Raw genomic sequence first — 18,967 nt, 5'->3', positions numbered from 1 at the left:
AAAGTGTCTATACTACCACAAAACTCAAAATAGCTGAAAACTCAACATTTTTCAGTCAATATATTTTATGAAGCTTTTTAAACCGTTATTAAATTAAAGCCATTGATAAGTAAAACGAAGATTAAGACAAAGTATCAATCTGTAAATCAGCTTGCAATCAGTTATATCATTGGTTAAGATAAAAATATTCTAGAGTGTTAGCTAGTGAATGTTTATTCCCTGAGCCGATAATGCTTTACCTGGATGTGCTATCTATTGCTTCATTGTGTATGCCTGCACCGCTTGCGGTGTATCAGGAAACCTGCCGAGGCAGTGACACATCCGCCCTGAACTTCACGGTTCATGGGTCACCATTTTACGGCGGCACTCTGGTTGTTATATTCGGTCGCACCTTCTAGGTTACGCCATCGAAAGCCCCTTTGTTTATTGAACAAGGGGGCTTTTCTTATGTCTGATCGTTAACTAATCTCTTATTTACCGATTAAAAAACTATTCATCATTGGCAGACTTAGTAATTTTCTTGACATCTTTTGGAATATTTTTAGCCGTACCATCGACCGTGGTATGTTGTTTGAACACATCACCAAATGGATTCTGTTGCTGTTGTCCAAATGGGTTTTGACTACCCATCCCACCTGCACCGCCGAACGGGTTTTGACCACCCATCCCACCGAACGGGTTTTGACCACCCATTTGCCCACCCATCTGTTTGGCCATCATCTCCATCATTTTTTGTTGATTATTCATGACGTAGTTATTGGCTACATCTTTGAGCTTCTTCTGGACAGGAGGTAGTACCACGAGCAACGCTAACACATCGCTAATAATACCTGGAATTAATAGTAAAATTCCAGCCGCCGCCATTGCCACACTTTTGAGCATCGTCGATTCTTGCGGACGCATGGCAGGGTTCATCATACCTCCTGCCTTCATCTGCTGAGCCATCGGATTAAGAGCCGACATGCCTTTACGAATAAGAGAAATACCAATGACAGCAGCGACAATAAACCACATAAACACAAGCCAGCCACTCATAAATTGAGCAAGCAAATACCATATCAGCATCTCAATAATAAACCAAACGATGGCAATACCAACTATCTGACCCATAAAGTGTCATCCTATCAAATAAAAAATTAAGCACCATAAAATTAAAATGGTTAACATGTCATGTATATGGGGATTGATTGCTATACTATCAAACTTGAGGTTGATTTTTAAGCCATAAAAAAATGAAAGCAAGACGGAATACTATGACAATTATTATAGGCATTGATCCTGGCTCACGTATGACGGGCTACGGAGTTATTCAGCAAACGGGCGACAAGCTAACTTATATTGATGCAGGTACTATCCGTACTGACACAAAAGAGATGCCTGAACGTCTCAAGCGTATCTTCAATGGCCTAACTCGTATTACCCAGTATCATCTAAAATATGCCAATGAACCTATTTATGCTGCTATTGAGCAAGTATTTATGGCAGAAAACCCCGACTCTGCGCTCAAGCTTGGGCAAGCTCGCGGCGCTGCTATTGCAGCAATGGTCGCGTTGGATTTGGAAGTATCAGAATATACCGCCCGTCAAATCAAACAAGCAGTTTGCGGTTACGGTGCAGCAGCTAAAGAGCAAGTACAAGAAATGGTTTGTCGAATACTATCTTTAGATGTGGTGCCACAAGCAGATGCTGCTGATGGCCTAGCTTGTGCCATCTGCCATGCGCATTCTAGTCATTCGATGAACAAATTACTGCTCAATAGCTCTATGCGTGGACGCGGTGCTTCTAAGAAAAAGGGCCGCTGGCGTCTAACCGAAGAGGACTTGGGGAATTTGCGTTAAGCACTTGTTTGTCCTATATATGAGCGATCAAGCAACACATTGTAATATCGGTAACCATTAAACAAAAAGCACGCGCTATTATATAGGCACGTGCTTTTTATGGCCATGTTTTGCTTTTTAAGCTACTGTATTTAACTGGGTACCGAACTTTCTATCACCATATCAAGCACGTAAGCATACTTTGTATCTGTGTCGCCATCCGCTGCAAGCTTATAACGCTGTAAGCGCAATATTTCATCATGACCAGGGTTATGCTCATAACCCTCAATATTACCTTTGAACGCTGTCCACTCACCTTCGTCTATCTTAATACCTTGATCATCATAGGTAATAGGTTTTACTTGTAAACAACTTTGCGCCTTATCATTAGGACAAAGTTTTGTGTTTGCGTCCACTGCCCAAAATATTGTTTCACCTCTACTATTATATTTTGCTTGCGCTGTCATTCTACCTCTCCAAACGAGAGTAGTGCTGTCGCTTGTGATTTGAGTAAGGGTTGGAGGCGCCTCATTTGTCAAACTTAGCTGGCTTTCACTTTGCATTAACTCATTTAGTTTATTCTCAGCTGTATTCAAATCATTACACAGCATTTTTGTACCCATACCATCTTCAGTCATCAGTATATTGTCTTGCAGCTGATAAACAGCATTAACAGTATTGCAGCCTACACTATAGCTGATGGTATTTTGTCCTTGATATTTGTTAAAGTTTAAAACAACTTGGTTGTTAATATCCATTAACGATGTTATCGGCTGGGTATCGGCATCAGTTGCAGTATCCAATGTCCAGCGGTAACGAGCAAGCTTGGCACTCATTTTTTCTTCAGCACTAAGTTTTTGAGTAGTAAGTGTTGATTGAGCATCAGTATTGATAGCCGCGTTTTCTACAGTAGTATCGCTTGAATTATTATTGGTTGAAGTATTATTACAGGCAGTTAACGCTAAGCTAGATGCTAGCAAACTTGGCAGCAAAGAGAATTTTAAAATTTTACTTACCATGTTACATCTCTCTTACGACAGTTATTTAAACTTGCTTACAAGTATTCGGTTTCTTTTATCAGGTGATATGAACGATATCAAATAGTATAACTACTGTAAGAATAACTACGTTACCTTATGTAACTAAATGTTTAATTTTATTATTTGGTACTTTCTTATATTCACATATAACTGTCCGTATTATTCTTCCAAATAACAATGGATAGTCAATCTCTTAACTATCCATTATTGAATGTTGCATAAAATATAGCGTTATACCGAGCTTTTTTAGCTGCAATTCTTTGTAGGTTTGGCCGTTTTTTTGATATTAAAACGCTCATTCATCATTTGATAAAAGCGCGCTAAATTTTCTCCTTGCTCATTAGGATTAACCTTAAGAATCTTGCCAAAATCTAATCCTAAATATAGCACAATATCAGCAAAGCTTAGTTGCTCCCCCACTAAGTACTCATGACCATCTAATGCTTTTTCAAAATAAGACAGTGCTTTGATTGCACGGTTTATAGACGGTGTTACAAACTCTGGTACTTGCTCAACGCGCTGGGCTTTAGAGGGATGACTGTGTTGAAATGCCAGCATAAGGTTGTATAAAACTTCAAACTCAGCGATACGGCGCATAGAGCAGACTTGTGCACGTTGTACCACGTCATTGCCCATCACTGAGCGCTCACCATAGACGCGATCAAGGTATTCGCAAACCGCTTGAGAGTCATTAAGCACAGTACCATCATCTAGGGTTAATACTGGTACTGTTTGCATAGGATTCATTTGGGTAAAAGCGTCTGACATCTGCTCATTGGCTGCAAAATCGATATCTACGACATTTATGTCATCCATATCATCAACGTCGATACCTTTTGAGGCTAGTAAAATAAGTGCTTTACGTGGATTAGGGGCAGTACGAGTTACATACAATGTCTTCATGGCAAACTCCGTGGAAGGGTGATTAATACTAGTTATAGCCTACTATAGTTATCATAGCAAAGCCTTATTAATACTTGTCAGCATATTAGTAAAAAACCTCATAACTTTACGTTATGAGGTTTTGGGTTTTAATCTGTGATTTAACCGGACTATAGCACTTAGCTTATTTATTTGGTGCAGGTGTGGTACGTAGATATGGCTTGATTTCTGTATGTCCTTTAGGGTAGTTGGCGGCGATATCTTCATTCTTGACGCTTGGTGGAATAATAACGTCGTCACCATCTTGCCAGTCCACAGGCGTCGCAATATTGTATTCATCGGATAACTGTAGCGCATCGATGATTCGAACGATTTCATCAAAGTTACGACCACAGCTGGCAGGATAAGTTAGTGTTAAGCGTACTTTTTTGTTTGGATCGATAATAAAGACGCTTCTAACTGTGGCAGTATTATCAGCGTTTGGATGAATCATGTCATAAAGATTGGCGACAGTACGATCTGAGTCCGCGATGATAGGGAAATTGACCGCCGTACCCTGAGTCTCTTCAATATCACCCACCCAGCCTTTATGATCTTCTAAATCATCAACTGACAGCGCAATGGGTTTGACGTTACGTTTTTGGAACTCTCCGCCCAGTGCTGCGGTACGTCCAAGCTCAGTCGTACAAACTGGCGTATAGTCTGCAGGATGCGAGAACAATACAACCCAGCTATCCCCTGCCCAATCATAAAAATTAATATCACCATCTGTGGTTACAGCGTCAAAATTTGGTGCAGCGTCACCTAGACGTAAATGTGCCATACTTAATTCCTTGTATTAGTGATGAGCGCTAAAATGTCTCAAGGCGCTCTGTTATTATCGTAGACATAGCCGATAAACAACGACTCGGCTAGCGTCAGTAAGCATTCTATTTTATATTAACAAACTGGTTATGAATGTCTTGTGACGGATTGTAATGCGGTTATTCCATTTGTCTCTAAGCAAGTTAGTATAGACTAAATTATACTTATGCACAAAAAAGCCCATCTCTAGCGTACTAGAAATAGGCACAATTGCAAACTACTATTGTCGAGCTTAATCTATAACGGCAATACTTTAACTTATATAACTTATTTATAAAAATTCACGGCGTAAATCTAAGGTAGACTGTTGACCTAACCCCTCATAGTGTTGATCAAGAAAGGCTTTTGCAGATTCGCGGCCAATATCACGCAGGTGCGTTAAAAACACCCATTCAGAATTTATTTTACTAGACGCTGACAGTGGATTGATTTGTTCGGTGGCTTCAACACGGTGTAAGAATACTTTAGAATAGCGCTCCTTATCCAAATTGTTTTCTTGCAGCTGACGGGTCACAAAATCAATCGCTCGTAACTCTCTTAACAAAGAAGAGTTGAACGAAATCTCATTAATACGGTTCTGTATCTCTATAGCACTTGTTGGGGTTTCATTGCGTTCAATAGGGTTAATCTGCACAATCATAATATCTTGAGACTTGGTGGTACGAAACAAAGGATACAAAGGTGGATTACCAACATAACCACCGTCCCAATACGGTATGCCATTGATTTCAACCGCTTGAAAATAAGAAGGCAGACATGCCGAAGCTAAAATCATGTCTGCGGTCAGCTCTTCACGATTGAATACCTTTATTTTGCCCGTATGCACGTTGGTTGCCGCCACAAATAGCTTTAACTTGCTACATGCTCTGACCTTTTCAAAATCGATGGTAGACTCAACTAGATCACGTAGCGGGTTGATATCCAACGGGTTGGTATCATAAGGCGAAGCAACCCGACTAAATAAATCAAGCATTAGATACGCTGGTGAGTCGTCTACATCCCACTTGCCAGTCAAAATACTTAAGGGACTACGTTTGACGGGGTTCATCATGCCCATATAAGCCACTTGACGCCAAAACTGCTCAAGCGCCTCACGTGCGCCATCTGCACCATTATCCATATAGCCTTGAGCTAATACCGCTGCATTCATGGCTCCAGCACTCGTCCCAGTGATACCTTCTACACTGATTCGGCCATCTTCCATGAAATAGTCTAGTACGCCCCAAGTAAAGGCGCCGTGAGAACCGCCGCCCTGCAATGCTAGATTGATCGACTTTTTAATCATAATCTCTTTACTCTCCCTTAGATATGTCGTTGAGCATGTCTATTGGATCAAACAATCAAACACATCTTACTACTGGCTTGTATCCCTAATCCAAACATCGTACTTTCGAGTTTGATAGACGACAATTAAGCTGGCTTATAACTGTCTCGTAAGCTGACGATTTGGTTAAACACCGGCTTGTCGCTGGTGTGCTCCTCGCTATCGGCGATAAAGTAGCCTTCACGCTCAAACTGAAAGCGCGTGCCAGCATCAGCGTTGGCGAGCGATGGCTCAACTACAGCTGCAAGCTCAGTCAATGAATTGGGATTGAGTACTTGATGCACATCACTGGCACTACCTGGGTCCTCGACACTAAATAACTGCTCATACATACGCACGGTCGCAGGCACGCCAAGGCTTGCTGATACCCAATGAATCACGCCTTTGACCTTGCGCCCTTCAGGGTTGTTGCCCAATGTCGCAGGATCAATCGTCGCTTTAAGCTCGGTCACATTGCCAGCATCGTTAGTAATATGCTCAGTCACGGCCAGCACATAGGTATTACGCAGGCGGATTTCTGGCTTTTCTGGTGACAAGCGCTTATAACCTGCTGGCGGCTCAATTTCATAGTCGCCTTGATCGATATAAAGGGTTTCGGTAAACGGAATCTCACGCTCACCCATATCGACGTTAGGATGTTTTGGCTGCTTGAGCCATAGAGTCTGAGCACCTTCATCCCAGCGTGCATTGACGCTATCGGCCTTTTGTGACTCCCAGCTGCTGACCGCTTCCGCAAAGTTCGTAATCGTCACTTTTAAAGGCTTGAGCACCGCCATACCGCGTGCGGTCGTCGTCTCTAATGACTGACGGATACTGAATTCTAATAGACGAAAATCAACAACGCTGTCGACTTTAGTCACACCAACGCGCTCACAAAAGTCACGCAGGCCCTCTGGCGTATAACCACGGCGGCGCATACCCGCGATGGTCGGCATACGTGGATCATCCCAGCCACTCACCACTCCTTCGTCGACCAACTGCTTGAGCTTACGCTTACTGGTCATAGTGTGATCGACATTTAAGCGGCTAAACTCATACTGGTGCGGCGGTACCTCAAAGCCAATTTTTTCTACGGCCCAATCATAGAATGGACGATGGTCTTCAAATTCCAGCGTACACAATGAATGGGTGATACCTTCGAGCGCATCAGAGAGCGGATGGGCAAAATCATACATCGGATAAATGCACCATTTATCGCCGGTTTGGTGATGGGATTGATGCATGACGCGGTAGATGACAGGGTCACGCATGTTCATATTGGGGCTAGCCATATCAATCTTGGCACGTAGCACCGCCTCACCTTCAGCGAACTTACCGTCTTTCATCTCATCAAAAAGCGCTAAGTTTTCTGCGACACTGGCATCACGCTGCGGTGATGGCGTGCCTGCCTCATTAAATGAGCCGCGGTTGTCGCGGATTTGTTCAGGCGACTGCAAATCTACATAAGCGTCGCCCTGCTCGATAAGCTGCACCGCCCACGCATAGAGCTGATCAAAATAACCTGAGGCATGATGCGCCTCGCCTGCCCACTCAAATCCTAACCATTTGACATCGTTTTCGATATTGTCGATGAAGTCTTGTTTTTCTGCGGTTGGGTTGGTGTCATCAAAACGCAAATTACAGACACCGCCAAACTCCTCAGCAATACCAAAGTTTAGACAGATTGATTTGACATGACCCAAGTGCAAGTAGCCGTTTGGCTCAGGGGGAAATCGTGTCACGATTTGAGGATATTTTTGCGCGTTGACATCATCACGAATGATATTGCGAATAAAGTCGTTTTTTTGTGCATTATTGCTTGAGTGCTCACTCATTACTCATTGCTCCTAGCGCAAGTGTTCAGGATATAGCGCGTATCATCGCGCTTAAAAATGATAAATTAAAAAAGACTGATAAAAGATAACGTTGCGTTATTCTATCAGGTTTCACAAACGCATTAACAGCCTGATACATGACAGACGACAAAAAAGCCGTTAGACTAGCCATAACTTTTAGTCACCAACTTTCAACCACCACTTGACAGTGTCATTTAAGGCGCTGCAATCAAAAAGGAATATCTCATGGTAGACATGCCACCAGTAGTAGAACTTGACACCAGTATGGGTGCGATCGTCATTGAACTCAACGAAGAAAAAGCGCCAAAAACCGTAGAAAACTTTTTAAACTACGTAAAATCTGGTCATTACGATGGTACGATTTTTCATCGTATTATTGATGGCTTTATGATTCAAGGCGGCGGTATGGACGCTGAGATGAACGAAAAAGCAACCAATGCGCCAATCGAAAACGAAGCGGACAATGGTCTAAAGAACGACAAAGGCACCATCGCCATGGCACGTACACAAGACCCGCATTCAGCGACCAGTCAGTTTTTCGTCAACGTCAAAGACAACGATTTCTTAAACCACTCTGGCAAAAACATGCAAGGTTGGGGCTACACTGTATTTGGTAAAGTCACTAGTGGCATGGACGTCATCGAAAAAATGCGCGGCGTACCAACTGGTCGCTTTGGTATGCATGCTGATGTGCCAAAAGAGCCAGTGGTTATCAACTCTGCGACCATCGTTTCTAAATAAGTCATATAAGTAAGCTTTACTTATAGTCTGACAATAGACGACAAGGATTATGATAAATGCAAACGTTTAATCACCTGATAACGACCCGCCCTCACGAGGTGCGACAAGTATTGATCAGCGATTTGCATTTATCGCCAGAGGAGCCTGCCTTAGTGCAGGCTTTTTTAGCACTGCTCAATGACTGCCTTGCTCTACCTGCCCTCAAGCGCTTGTTTATCTTAGGCGACTGGTTTGAGGTCTGGATTGGTGATGACGCTTATTTAACGCTGTCAGATGATGCGCGCCAAAGCCATTGGCTCACCCCGCTTATCGTTAAATTAAAACAATTGCGGGTAGCGGGCTGTGAGATTTTAGTCATGCATGGCAACCGAGATTTTTTATTGGGTCAGCCTTTTTGCAACCTATTTGGTGGTGAGCTGATTGATGAGCCATATACCTTAACTGTCGGACAGCAACACTATCGTCTTGAGCATGGCGACGCGCTTTGTCTTGATGATAAGAAATATCAGTTTTTTCGTAAAATCATGCGTAACCGTCTAACCCAGTGGTATCTGCTTAATAAATCCCTAGAAAAACGTTTGGCAATAGCCGATAAAATGCGTCAAAAAAGCCAGCAAAACAATGCCAATAAAGCCACTCATATTATGGATGTTAACGATGATGCGGTGATACAAGCCGTGACTAACAGTGATGCTTTGCTACATGGCCATACGCATCGTCCAGATATCCATCAAGCAACCGACACCAAAAAACGCTATGTGCTGGGAGATTGGCGACTGCTAAATAACGATACTCGTAAACCAATGGTCAGCGCAGTGATTGGTGTGGTGATCGCTAACGAACACTCAGATAGCAATAAAGCTGAATTTAAATTGGTTGAATTTAAACGACTCATGGCATGATAACTATAGTTAATTCGATATAAAAACGGTACAGCGATATGAAACGTTATTTTCGTAGCCTCTGTCAGCGCAGGCACAGCACGTAAGAAAAGTAACGTTTTATTGAGCGACTGGATAGCCATGTATCTGAGTTATCTAGATTCGACGATATGTGGACGTCTCTTATTTACGATAAAAAGGGTCCATTAAAATAACAGACCCTTTTTTGACTATGCTAAAACCACTTAACTTTATGGCATCAGTTTAAAAAAGTGCTGACGATAGTGCTTAAGCTCACGAATAGAGTCGCGAATATCGTCTAACGCTAAATGACTACCACCTTTTTCAAAATTCTTTAAGACATCAGGACGCCAGCGAAAGCATAGCTCTTTAATGGATGACACATCAAGATTGCGATAGTGGAAGAACTTTTCTAGCTCTGGCATTTGCCGCGCTAAAAAACGTCGATCTTGACAGATGGAGTTACCGCACATCGGCGACTTGCCACTATCGACCCACTTATTCAAAAACTTGATGGTCTCAGCTTCAGCTTCTGCTAATGTCACCGTACTGCGGCGCACACGATCAACCAAGCCTGATTGGCCATGTTGCTTGGTATTCCACTCGTCCATCCCATTTAATATACGGTCAGATACCTTAATCGCAAACACTGGTCCTTCTGCCAAGACATTTAAGTCTTCGTCAGTGACAACGGTCGCAATCTCAATAATCTCATCAGTTAAGGTATTTAGACCAGTCATCTCTAAATCAATCCATACCAGCCCTTTTTTACCTTGGTTTTTAATTTTGATTTTATTGGGATGGTCATCGGTACTCATATTTTGTCCTATGGTCAATAAATTTTTAAACAATATTTAAGTAAGTTTCGTGTATAAATCATACAGCGATAATAGTATTTGATTAGTAACAGTACGCGTCTGCTGATTTAAGATATTTAAAAGGTTCAAAATATTACAAAACCCCTGTCTGCTATAAACGCTTTAGGCTGTATGTTAGCAAATTTTCACGCTACACTTAGCAATATTTTTATAATAGGTCACAAACCCATGGCACTAATCCGGCAACGCAAACTGACTAAACAACAGATTCGTCGCATCGACAAGCAGCAGCTTGAGAGTCAAGAAAGCATCGATGAAAGCTTAATGGATGGTGTGGTCATGGCGCATTATGGTAAGCAACTAGAAGTACAAATTACAAGCTTGCCTGCGATGATACCCGTGCAGCCAGAAATTGCGCCTGATGACCCTGAGCCGTTTTGGCAAGCACTTGAGATGGGCGATGTCTGGCGCTGCCATGTGCGTACCAATTTACCGATGCTAGCCGCAGGCGATCATGTGCGCTGGACTGCGGATCCCAATACTGGTTTTGGCCGTATCGAATCCGTACAGCCACGGACTTCTCTTGTCTCACGTCCAGACCGCTATCATAAGCTTAAACCTGTCGCTGCCAACATCGATATCTTAGCCATTGTATTTGCCCCATTGCCAGCTGCTGCGCCGACACTTATTGATCGCTACTTGGTTGTCTGTCATCACGCTGGTGTCAAACCGCTATTGGTGCTTAATAAAGCGGACCTTCTTGCCCAAGAAAATGGCGTCGATACCAATGAGTTATTGGCACAGTATGCAGCCCTTGGTTATGAAAGCGTACTGACCTCAGTTGATTGTCCCGAAAACATTGCCGATAACGATGAGCAGCAGGGTCTTGGTGAGCTAAAGCGCCACATAGACAAAAAACTGGTCATTTTCGCCGGTCAGTCTGGCGTCGGTAAAAGCAGCTTAATTAATGCGTTATTACCTGACTCCGCGCAGAGCGTTAATATCATTTCTGAAAACTCAAAACTTGGTCAACATACCACGACGACCAGTCGTTTATTGCCATTTAATCCAGACGATCTTACTCAAGGCGGTATCGTCGATACGCCTGGCATTCGTGAATATGGCATCTGGCATTTAGATCCTGACGATATCATTTCAGGTTTTATTGAACTTGCGCCACTCGCAGGCGATTGCCAGTTTCGTGACTGTCGTCACACTTATAACAGCAAAGGCTGCGCGCTATGGCAAGCGGTGGCTGATGGTGATGTGCTACAGCGCCGTGTTGAAAATCTTGTGACCTTGCAAGCAGAAGCGGATACTAAGCCATACTAGTATCGCTATTTATTGAATCAATACTATCAAAACATAGGTTGCTCATCATACATTTACTATAGATGACCTAATCGGTATAATAGCGCCTTGTTCAAAATCATTGAGCTGTCTTCTCAGCTTAATAGAACGCTTATTTTTTGGAGGTTTGGTTTGGATCGTGCGCTTGAATTTGTGGGCAACCACCCGTTTTTATTTGGTATATTGGCCGTACTTGCCGTACTGTTCTTTACCATTGAAAACAAACGTAGCGGCAAAAAAGTGTCGCCCAATACCCTCGGCATGATGGTTAACTCTCAAAATGCGCAGCTTATTGATATTCGCGCCAAAAAGAAGTTTGCCACCGGCTATATCCAAGGCAGTCGTAATATTCCCTTTACTGAGCTCAAAGATCATTTAGATGAGATCCGCGCAATTGAACAGCCAGTGATCATTGTATGTGATATGGGCGTACAAGCAGGCGCGGCTATCCAGATGATTGGTAAAGACAGCGTCTATCGCCTAGAAGGTGGTGTGGGTGGCTGGCAAGGAGCTGGCATGCCATTGGTAGGATTAAAAGATGCCAAACCTAAGAATAAAGGCAAAACTAAACCTAGCTTGCACAAGTAAGCTTGCTCTTGGTATGAATAAAAAGACATGACTTTTAGTTGTGTCTTTTTTTATGGAAACTTAGCTAATAAACTCCTTACAGTGTTTTATGAGCTTTTATGACAAGCTGACTTGAATTTACTAACCCTACCCCCACTTTATAATGAGCGCAATCAAACATACATTCATTATCAGTCTATTCAGTTTAAGACAATAAAGATTTTATATAATATTTAATTATTAAGGATATCTTATGACTGCTTCAGTTAAAGTTTATACAACACCTATCTGCCCTTATTGCACAAATGCCAAACAACTATTAAAGAATAAAGGCGTTGATTATGAAGAAATCGGTATGCACGATATGAGTAGCGACGATCGCCGTGCACTGATGCAAAAAACCAATAACTATCGTACTGTGCCTCAAATTTTTGTTGGTGATACTTTTGTTGGTGGCTTTGATGAACTAAATCAGATGAATCAGCAAGGTAAGCTGGATGAGTTACTAGCAGGTTAATTTGCGATTTTAAACAATTTATATAACAACGACAGTGATCACTATTAGCAAATCTAGTTATAGTATTAAGTGATTGATGACAAACTATTGTTATTATTGTCCTAGCTTGTAATAATGTAGCTTGATATCACACGTTGTTATAAAAACATTTCTATCAAGACAATAACGACACATTGCATTATTTATTCGAGGAATCAACATGGCTGAAGAACAAGCACAACCGCAACTGGCATTAGAACGCATTTACGTAAAAGATATGTCTCTTGAAGTACCAGGCGCTGGAGTATTCACTAAAGAGTGGAATCCTGAGCTTGATATTAACCTATCAAGTAACGCTGAAAAGCTAGATGACGACCACTATCAAGTTATCTTAACAGTAAGCGTTACCGCTAAGAACGCTGAAGAACCAGCGTTTATCGCTGAAGTTCATCAAGCAGGTATTTTTTTATTAAAAAATATCCCTGATGATCAAATTGGACAGATTTTAGGCGCTTATTGCCCTAATGTGTTGTTCCCATATGCGCGTGAAGTCATTAGTGACATTGTTACTCGTGGTAGCTTCCCGCAGCTGTTGCTTGCACCAGTCAATTTTGATCAAGCGTACGCGCAAAGCCAACAACAAGCGCAAGTTGATGCTGAAGGTAATGCATAAATTTCAAAAAAGATTTTATATTTTTAAAAAGCCATCTCCTAACTTAGGTAGATGGCTTTTTTATGGGCGGGTCTTTTTAATATTGTATGGTTATAAAGTATCAACAAAAAACCCTGCCAATGAGCAAGGTTTTTATTAGCATAAAGAATAATAGAAAAAGACTAGCTTCTCAACGCTGACAAAACTTGATTTTTAACCTCATCGATAGCTTGTGTACCATCAAACTTGTCATATTTGGGTGCGTTTTCGCCTTCTTTGGCTTTGTCTTGATAGAAACCTACCAAGGCTGATGTCTGCTGATGATAAGTGGCGAGGCGTTCTCTAATAGTAGATTCTTTATCGTCTTCGCGCTGGATAAGTGCTTCGCCAGTGACATCGTCGACACCGTCTTGCTTTGGTGGATTATGATCGACATGATACACACGGCCCGAGCCTGGATGTTGGCGGCGACCAGATAGACGCTTTACAATCTCATCGTCAGGTACGCTAATCTCGACCACATGATCGATAGCAACGTCAGCGTCTGCAAGGGCTTGAGCTTGCGGGATGGTACGCGGAAAACCATCAAGGATACAGCCATTAGCACAATCAGGTTTAGAGATACGCTCTTTTACTAGGTTGATGATAAGTTCATCAGAAACCAAACCACCTGCGTTCATAATGCCTTCAGCTTGCTTACCAAGCTCGCTACCTTCTTTAATCGCTGCACGTAGCATATCGCCAGTAGAGATTTGCGGGATATCAAACTCTTTCGAAATAAACTGTGCTTGGGTGCCTTTACCAGCGCCAGGTGGACCTAGCAAAATAATACGCATCATAATACGTTTCTCCTTGGTGGATGGGATGTTAGGGATTGGTTAATTGCGCGAATGCCAGATATACCTTACCTTGTGACATTATAAAGCTCAAGTTTTTTTGGTATTAGTACCGTATGTAGGTATGACTTAGCTGTTCATATAACACAATTGCACGCCGTAGCTATCACTACAGCGCCTAGATTATTGAAGTTTTTAAAGTTATGGTATTTGCTGGTTAATTTCGATATTGACTTGTTTTTGGTCAGCAGTAATTACGACAGGATTGGCTGACAAATCACCTGACTCTGCACTGGCATTGCCACTATGACTAATACGGGCAATAACAGCCAATTGGGTTTTTGCCGCGCGTGCTGATTGTATCGTCCTTTCAGGCATCATAGCGTCAATGTCGCTTAAGCTTATATTAGCCTCACCTTGCTGAATCACACTAATCGGTAGACGTTTGGCTGCAAACGGTGGGCCACCGTTGACATCACGAATAGCAACAAACAATACGTCATCGCCTTTGATCAATGGCAATAAGCTAGGATTAACGCTTACGGTCACATTAACTCCCTCAGCGGCCTGCTGCTGCTGCCCTGTTACGTTGGCACTCAACTCATCCAAACTTGCCAGCGCTTGGGTGTGATCGCCTGGCTTGGCGGCGATACTCGCTCGTAATCTTTTGATCCAGCCTTGTGCTTGTTCAAAGTTGCTAGCCCGTGCTTCACCCATTGCCATTAGCATTTGTGCGCCTTCATGTTGGGGGTTATTACTCAGCACATCTTGCAAGACGCGACGGCTATTAGCATCCAGTTGACCTTCATTAGCAAAAAAGCTAATTTGCGCATAAGTGGTTGCAATTTCTTCGTTGTCAGGAGATAAACGATACGCTCTAGATAAAGCCTCTAATGCAGAGTCAGTTACTTCAAGTGACAAAAACAGCTCTGATAGGCGCATCCAGCGATCAGGATCGTCAGCATGACGATGGACATTGGTCTGCATGGCAGTAATCAGTTGACGACCATCTTCAATAGCCCATTCTGGCGGCTGATCAATTTTACCTGTCAAAAGATCATCAGCTACTTGCCCAACTTTATCTTCAGCTTGCCATAGCTCAAATACTGGGGTGCGATCGCTTATTAGTAAATATGCCATCGCGGCCATCACTGGCACCCAGACAATAATTATTAAACGGCTTTTGACACCTGGGTTTATCATCGGTGCTACTTGACGCTGCGCATCTAATAGCTGGCGTTCAAGCTCAAGCTTTTGATTTTGGTAATGGTTATCATCAATAGTGCCGCTGTCTTTATCAGCTTTAAGCTCTGCCAAACGTTCACGAAACACGGTTACGTTGATGTCTAACAGTTGGTTGTCTACAGGATTGTTTTTTAGGCGAGTTGCACGTAGCCATGGTGTGATGACGATGACAGCAAGGATTAAGGCAACGAGTAAACTTAGGGCAATAAATAAGCCAGCAGTAGAAAATAGGGTCATTTTTTGTCCTCTGTGCTTGTGACATCATGATCGGTACTATGCGAACGTGATAAAAGACGATCCAGCTCAGCTTTTTCTGCAGGTGTCAAAGCTGCAGCAGGGGTATCAATCATCTTATTCGTATCACCCCGAGCGGCCAGCTGTCGGCGTTTACTCTGCCAAAACCAGCCGGTAATCAAAAAAATCAATAATAATGGCGGAAAAAACCACAGTATCCATGTTGATGGACGGACAGGTGGCTTATAGGTAATAAAATCACCGTAACGTTCTTGCATATAGCTACGTATCTCTGCATCACTACGTCCGTCTTTGACCATATCATAAGTTTTTTGTTTTAGATCTTGTGCAATCGGCGCATCAGATCCTGCAAGGTTTTGATTTTGGCATTTAGGGCAACGCAGCTCTTCAATAAGACCGCGATACTGAGCTTCTTGCTGCACTGAATCAAAGTCGTAAACATCGATTGCTGCATAAGCTGTCATACTCAGTAGGCACGCCAGTATAAGGCTTCCTAGCCTTATAACAATAGCCGTTGTTATTTGAGCGCCTCTCATTTGCATGCCTCCCCAACTTGACTTGGATCAGGACTATTGCCATTTTTATTGGCTTCGTTTAGTACCATTAGGCAAGGCATGATACGCTCTTGCCAGTTGGCCTCATTGACTTCTCCAATGATGTGCTGGCGGATAATACCGTCACCATCGACGATAAAAGTTTCAGGAGCCCCAGTTAAACCAAGGTCTAGTGCAAACTGACCTGACAAATCTTGAATGGACATCGAAAACGGATCGCCACCTCGGTTCAAATAGCTTAATGCATCACCAATATCATCTTTGTAATTGACGCCAACCAAATTGACCCCGCGTTCTTCTAGCTCCATCAAGAACGGATGCTCAATAATACAAGTTGGACACCAAGAACCCCATATATTCATCAAAAACGGTTTGTCGGGTAAATTGTCATTGGTCATAATACGGCTAGTGTCTGACAACAACGGCAGCTCAAATGCAGGAACTGGACGCTCAAGCGCCATATTAGCCACGATATCAGTAGGCTTACCCAAGCGCATATAAAGCATTACTATCAGCCCTAAGAACACAATAAGTGGCACTAGAAACCATACTTTCAGCTGTTTTTTGTTCGTCATTTTACGATGCTGTGCATTGCTCTGCTGGCTGTTGGGAGTATTGTCCGATTGACTCATCTTATTTCTCCCCAAACGCTGTTGTCGGTATGGTTGTACTAGCCGTAGTATCAGCCGCGATCTTATGTGACGCTTTGACTTTTTTGATACGGTAGCGACTATCAAACATACTCATTAGTGCCCCTAAAGCCATGATAATCGACCCCAGCCATATCCAGCGAATCAGAGGTTTTACATAGATACGCACTGCCCATTGATTGCTGCCTTCAGCGATTGGCTCACCAAGCGCAACATACAAGTCGCGCATGAGGCTGGCGTCAATCGCAGCTTCTGTCATCGGCATCATACTAATAATATAGGTACGTTTTTCAGGGTATAAAACTGTAACGTCGCGCCCATCCTTTGTGACTGAAACTTCAGCTTGAATACCATCAAAATTGCTGCCTTTTACTTCACGAAAGTCTTTGACAGTAAAATCATAACCTTGAACATGAACAGTATCATTCGGTCCAAGTGCTACATCACGCTCAATACTTAAGCTACTAGTAAAAGCAACACCAATCGCTGCGATTAAAACCCCAATATGAGCAGTTTGTTGTCCCCAATAACTAAGACGTAATTGACGCAGTCCGTTAACCATATTTGGTGCATTCTTGGTTTTATCTTTAAAATCGATAACCATCCATAATAGTACCCAAAAGCTTACTGCCAAGGTCACACCGATATTTAGCATAGATGATGGATGAACAAAATAAGCGATGATCGCCGCCAATATCAGACTACTGGCTGCGATGACCATACCAACGCCAAGCAGCGGACGCTTGTCTTTTTTCCAGCGAATATTAGAACCCATGCCCATAGCAAGTAATAACAACCAAGTCAAAGGTACAAACAAAGCGTTAAAGTAAGGAGGGCCGACAGATACTTGACCTAGATTAAAAGCATCCGCAATAATTGGATAAAGCGTACCTAGCAGGACCACTAAAGTGGCAATCAAAATAATGGCGTTATTAATAACCAAAAACGACTCACGTGAGATCAGCTGATACTGACTCTCAACCGTCAAGCGCCAGCCACGTACTGCAAACATCAATAGTCCACCGCCCACGATGATACCAAGGATGACTAGAATAACTAAACCACGCGTGGGATCGGCTGCAAACGAATGGACTGAGGTAATAACCCCAGAGCGTACCAAAAATGTCCCTAGTAGACTCAATGCAAACGCAAAAATCGCTAGCATAATTGTCCATGCTTTAAATACACCGCGCTTCTCAGTCACTGCTAACGAATGTAATAACGCTGTACCAGCAAGCCATGGCATGAGCGACGCGTTTTCTACTGGATCCCAAAACCACCAACCGCCCCAGCCAAGCTCATAGTAAGCCCACCAAGACCCTAAGGCGATACCGATGGTCAAAAACCCCCACGCAGCTAGCGCCCAAGGACGTGACCAGCGTGTCCATACTGCATCCAAGCGCCCTTCCCACAGCGCCGCCATACAAAAAGCAAAGGGTACAACCATACCCACATAACCCATATATAGCATGGGTGGGTGAATGATCAGACCAAAATCTTGTAATACTGGGTTTAGATCCGCACCATCCACAGGTATGTTTGGCAAAGTGCGGTTAAATGGCGATGAGGTAAAAATCAGCATCGCTAGCATCATCATTTGTACTGCTGCCAAAATAACCAATACTCGTGCTCGCATCGATAATGGCAAGCCGCGACTAAAGTAAGACACTAGCGCACACCATGTCGCCATAATAGTCATCCATAGTAGCAAAGACCCTTCATGGCCACCCCAAGTTGCCGACAACTTATAATACCAAGGCAACAAAGTGTTAGAGTGCTGTGCGACATAGACTAGACTAAAATCATTATAATAAAAGCCTGCCATCAGCGCTGCGAACGACACGATCATCGCTGCAAACTGTGCCCACGCCAAACTTGGCGCAAGACGCTGCCAAGCAATCTGATGACGCATAACACCAATGGTTGGCAATACAACTTGCAAAATTGCCAACACAAAGGCAGCCAGTAAGGCAAAATAACCCAATTCTGTGATTAACATACAATCTAACCCTGTTTACCCTAATACGGTCATAGTTTACTGTGGCGGATTGGGCTCTTATTTATTGAAAAGCACCTATAGTCTACTCATGACAAAATCAAAACAACACAAGCTTTGCCAACCATACCACTGTATGATTA

The 18,967-nt window shown here is 42.9% G+C and carries 19 protein-coding genes and 1 other RNA gene; 8 read left to right on the top strand and 12 right to left on the bottom strand.

Annotated features, from left to right (window positions below):
* Positions 1-183: 183 nt before the first annotated feature.
* Positions 184-379: non-coding RNA, 6S RNA (ssrS, locus tag Q0890_RS07740), on the top strand.
* A gap of 110 nt (positions 380-489) precedes the next feature.
* On the opposite strand, the gene Q0890_RS07735 is transcribed toward ssrS, so the two are convergent.
* Complete coding sequence (locus tag Q0890_RS07735; protein ID WP_299219229.1) at positions 490-1,110, bottom strand: FxsA family protein; 621 nt, start codon at positions 1,108-1,110, stop codon at positions 490-492.
* Positions 1,111-1,253: 143 nt separating this feature from the next.
* Here Q0890_RS07735 and ruvC point away from each other — a divergent pair, with 143 nt between their 5' ends.
* Positions 1,254-1,838 (top strand): crossover junction endodeoxyribonuclease RuvC, encoded by a 585-nt coding sequence (gene ruvC / locus Q0890_RS07730; protein ID WP_299219227.1) that lies wholly within the window; start codon positions 1,254-1,256, stop codon positions 1,836-1,838.
* Between the two features lie 131 nt (positions 1,839-1,969).
* Here the strand turns inward: ruvC and Q0890_RS07725 are convergent, their stop codons facing one another.
* The 5 genes from Q0890_RS07725 to Q0890_RS07705 all read right to left on the bottom strand — a co-directional run bounded on the left by Q0890_RS07725 (position 1,970) and on the right by Q0890_RS07705 (position 7,741).
* Positions 1,970-2,836, bottom strand: coding sequence for a DUF4377 domain-containing protein (locus tag Q0890_RS07725; protein WP_299219225.1), 867 nt, complete (start codon positions 2,834-2,836; stop codon positions 1,970-1,972).
* Positions 2,837-3,103: 267 nt separating this feature from the next.
* Positions 3,104-3,760, bottom strand: coding sequence for a glutathione S-transferase family protein (locus Q0890_RS07720; RefSeq protein WP_299219223.1), 657 nt, complete (start codon positions 3,758-3,760; stop codon positions 3,104-3,106).
* Positions 3,761-3,923: 163 nt separating this feature from the next.
* Positions 3,924-4,562 carry a peroxiredoxin gene (locus tag Q0890_RS07715; protein ID WP_299219221.1) on the bottom strand — a complete coding sequence of 213 codons (639 nt, stop codon included), beginning with the start codon at positions 4,560-4,562 and terminating at the stop codon, positions 3,924-3,926.
* 312 nt (positions 4,563-4,874) lie between these two features.
* Positions 4,875-5,888, bottom strand: a complete 1,014-nt coding sequence (locus Q0890_RS07710; RefSeq protein ID WP_299219219.1) for a patatin-like phospholipase family protein — start codon at positions 5,886-5,888, stop codon at positions 4,875-4,877.
* A 125-nt stretch (positions 5,889-6,013) separates the two neighbouring features.
* Positions 6,014-7,741 carry a glutamine--tRNA ligase/YqeY domain fusion protein gene (locus Q0890_RS07705; RefSeq protein WP_299219217.1) on the bottom strand — a complete coding sequence of 576 codons (1,728 nt, stop codon included), beginning with the start codon at positions 7,739-7,741 and terminating at the stop codon, positions 6,014-6,016.
* Positions 7,742-7,987: 246 nt separating this feature from the next.
* On the opposite strand from Q0890_RS07705, the gene Q0890_RS07700 reads away from it, so the two are divergent.
* On the top strand, positions 7,988-8,503 hold the full coding sequence (locus Q0890_RS07700) for a peptidylprolyl isomerase (protein WP_299219215.1): 516 nt from the start codon (positions 7,988-7,990) through the stop codon (positions 8,501-8,503).
* Between the two features lie 56 nt (positions 8,504-8,559).
* Positions 8,560-9,405: a UDP-2,3-diacylglucosamine diphosphatase gene (locus tag Q0890_RS07695; protein WP_299219213.1), complete on the top strand. Its 846-nt coding sequence runs from the start codon at positions 8,560-8,562 to the stop codon at positions 9,403-9,405.
* A gap of 230 nt (positions 9,406-9,635) precedes the next feature.
* Here Q0890_RS07695 and orn read toward each other — a convergent pair whose 3' ends face one another.
* Entirely contained in the window at positions 9,636-10,223 is a 588-nt protein-coding gene (gene orn / locus Q0890_RS07690; RefSeq protein ID WP_299219211.1) for an oligoribonuclease, read from the bottom strand.
* Positions 10,224-10,451: 228 nt separating this feature from the next.
* Between orn and rsgA the strand changes: the two genes are divergently transcribed.
* From rsgA to secB, 4 genes are all read left to right on the top strand, one after another.
* Positions 10,452-11,555: a ribosome small subunit-dependent GTPase A gene (gene rsgA, locus Q0890_RS07685; protein WP_299219209.1), complete on the top strand. Its 1,104-nt coding sequence runs from the start codon at positions 10,452-10,454 to the stop codon at positions 11,553-11,555.
* A gap of 150 nt (positions 11,556-11,705) precedes the next feature.
* Positions 11,706-12,161 carry a rhodanese-like domain-containing protein gene (locus Q0890_RS07680; RefSeq protein ID WP_299219207.1) on the top strand — a complete coding sequence of 152 codons (456 nt, stop codon included), beginning with the start codon at positions 11,706-11,708 and terminating at the stop codon, positions 12,159-12,161.
* Between the two features lie 232 nt (positions 12,162-12,393).
* Positions 12,394-12,657: a glutaredoxin 3 gene (gene grxC, locus Q0890_RS07675; protein WP_299219205.1), complete on the top strand. Its 264-nt coding sequence runs from the start codon at positions 12,394-12,396 to the stop codon at positions 12,655-12,657.
* A 199-nt stretch (positions 12,658-12,856) separates the two neighbouring features.
* Positions 12,857-13,309: a protein-export chaperone SecB gene (secB, locus tag Q0890_RS07670; protein WP_299219203.1), complete on the top strand. Its 453-nt coding sequence runs from the start codon at positions 12,857-12,859 to the stop codon at positions 13,307-13,309.
* 161 nt (positions 13,310-13,470) lie between these two features.
* On the opposite strand, the gene adk is transcribed toward secB, so the two are convergent.
* The 5 genes from adk to Q0890_RS07645 all read right to left on the bottom strand — a co-directional run bounded on the left by adk (position 13,471) and on the right by Q0890_RS07645 (position 18,827).
* Complete coding sequence (adk, locus tag Q0890_RS07665; RefSeq protein ID WP_299219201.1) at positions 13,471-14,127, bottom strand: adenylate kinase; 657 nt, start codon at positions 14,125-14,127, stop codon at positions 13,471-13,473.
* 198 nt (positions 14,128-14,325) lie between these two features.
* On the bottom strand, positions 14,326-15,606 hold the full coding sequence (ccmI, locus tag Q0890_RS07660; protein ID WP_299219199.1) for a c-type cytochrome biogenesis protein CcmI: 1,281 nt from the start codon (positions 15,604-15,606) through the stop codon (positions 14,326-14,328).
* Positions 15,603-16,127 carry a cytochrome c-type biogenesis protein gene (locus Q0890_RS07655; RefSeq protein WP_299219854.1) on the bottom strand — a complete coding sequence of 175 codons (525 nt, stop codon included), beginning with the start codon at positions 16,125-16,127 and terminating at the stop codon, positions 15,603-15,605. The genes ccmI and Q0890_RS07655 overlap by 4 nt, the downstream gene beginning before the upstream one ends.
* Positions 16,128-16,156: 29 nt before the next feature.
* Positions 16,157-16,810 (bottom strand): DsbE family thiol:disulfide interchange protein, encoded by a 654-nt coding sequence (locus Q0890_RS07650; protein WP_299219197.1) that lies wholly within the window; start codon positions 16,808-16,810, stop codon positions 16,157-16,159.
* 1 nt (position 16,811) lies between these two features.
* A complete protein-coding gene (locus Q0890_RS07645; RefSeq protein WP_299219195.1) occupies positions 16,812-18,827 on the bottom strand; it encodes a heme lyase CcmF/NrfE family subunit in 2,016 nt (671 codons plus the stop codon).
* Positions 18,828-18,967 lie beyond the last annotated feature (140 nt).

This window comes from uncultured Psychrobacter sp., from assembly GCF_947488565.1.
Lineage (GTDB): Bacteria > Pseudomonadota > Gammaproteobacteria > Pseudomonadales > Moraxellaceae > Psychrobacter > Psychrobacter saeujeotis.
This window is presented reverse-complemented; position numbering and strand designations above follow the sequence as displayed.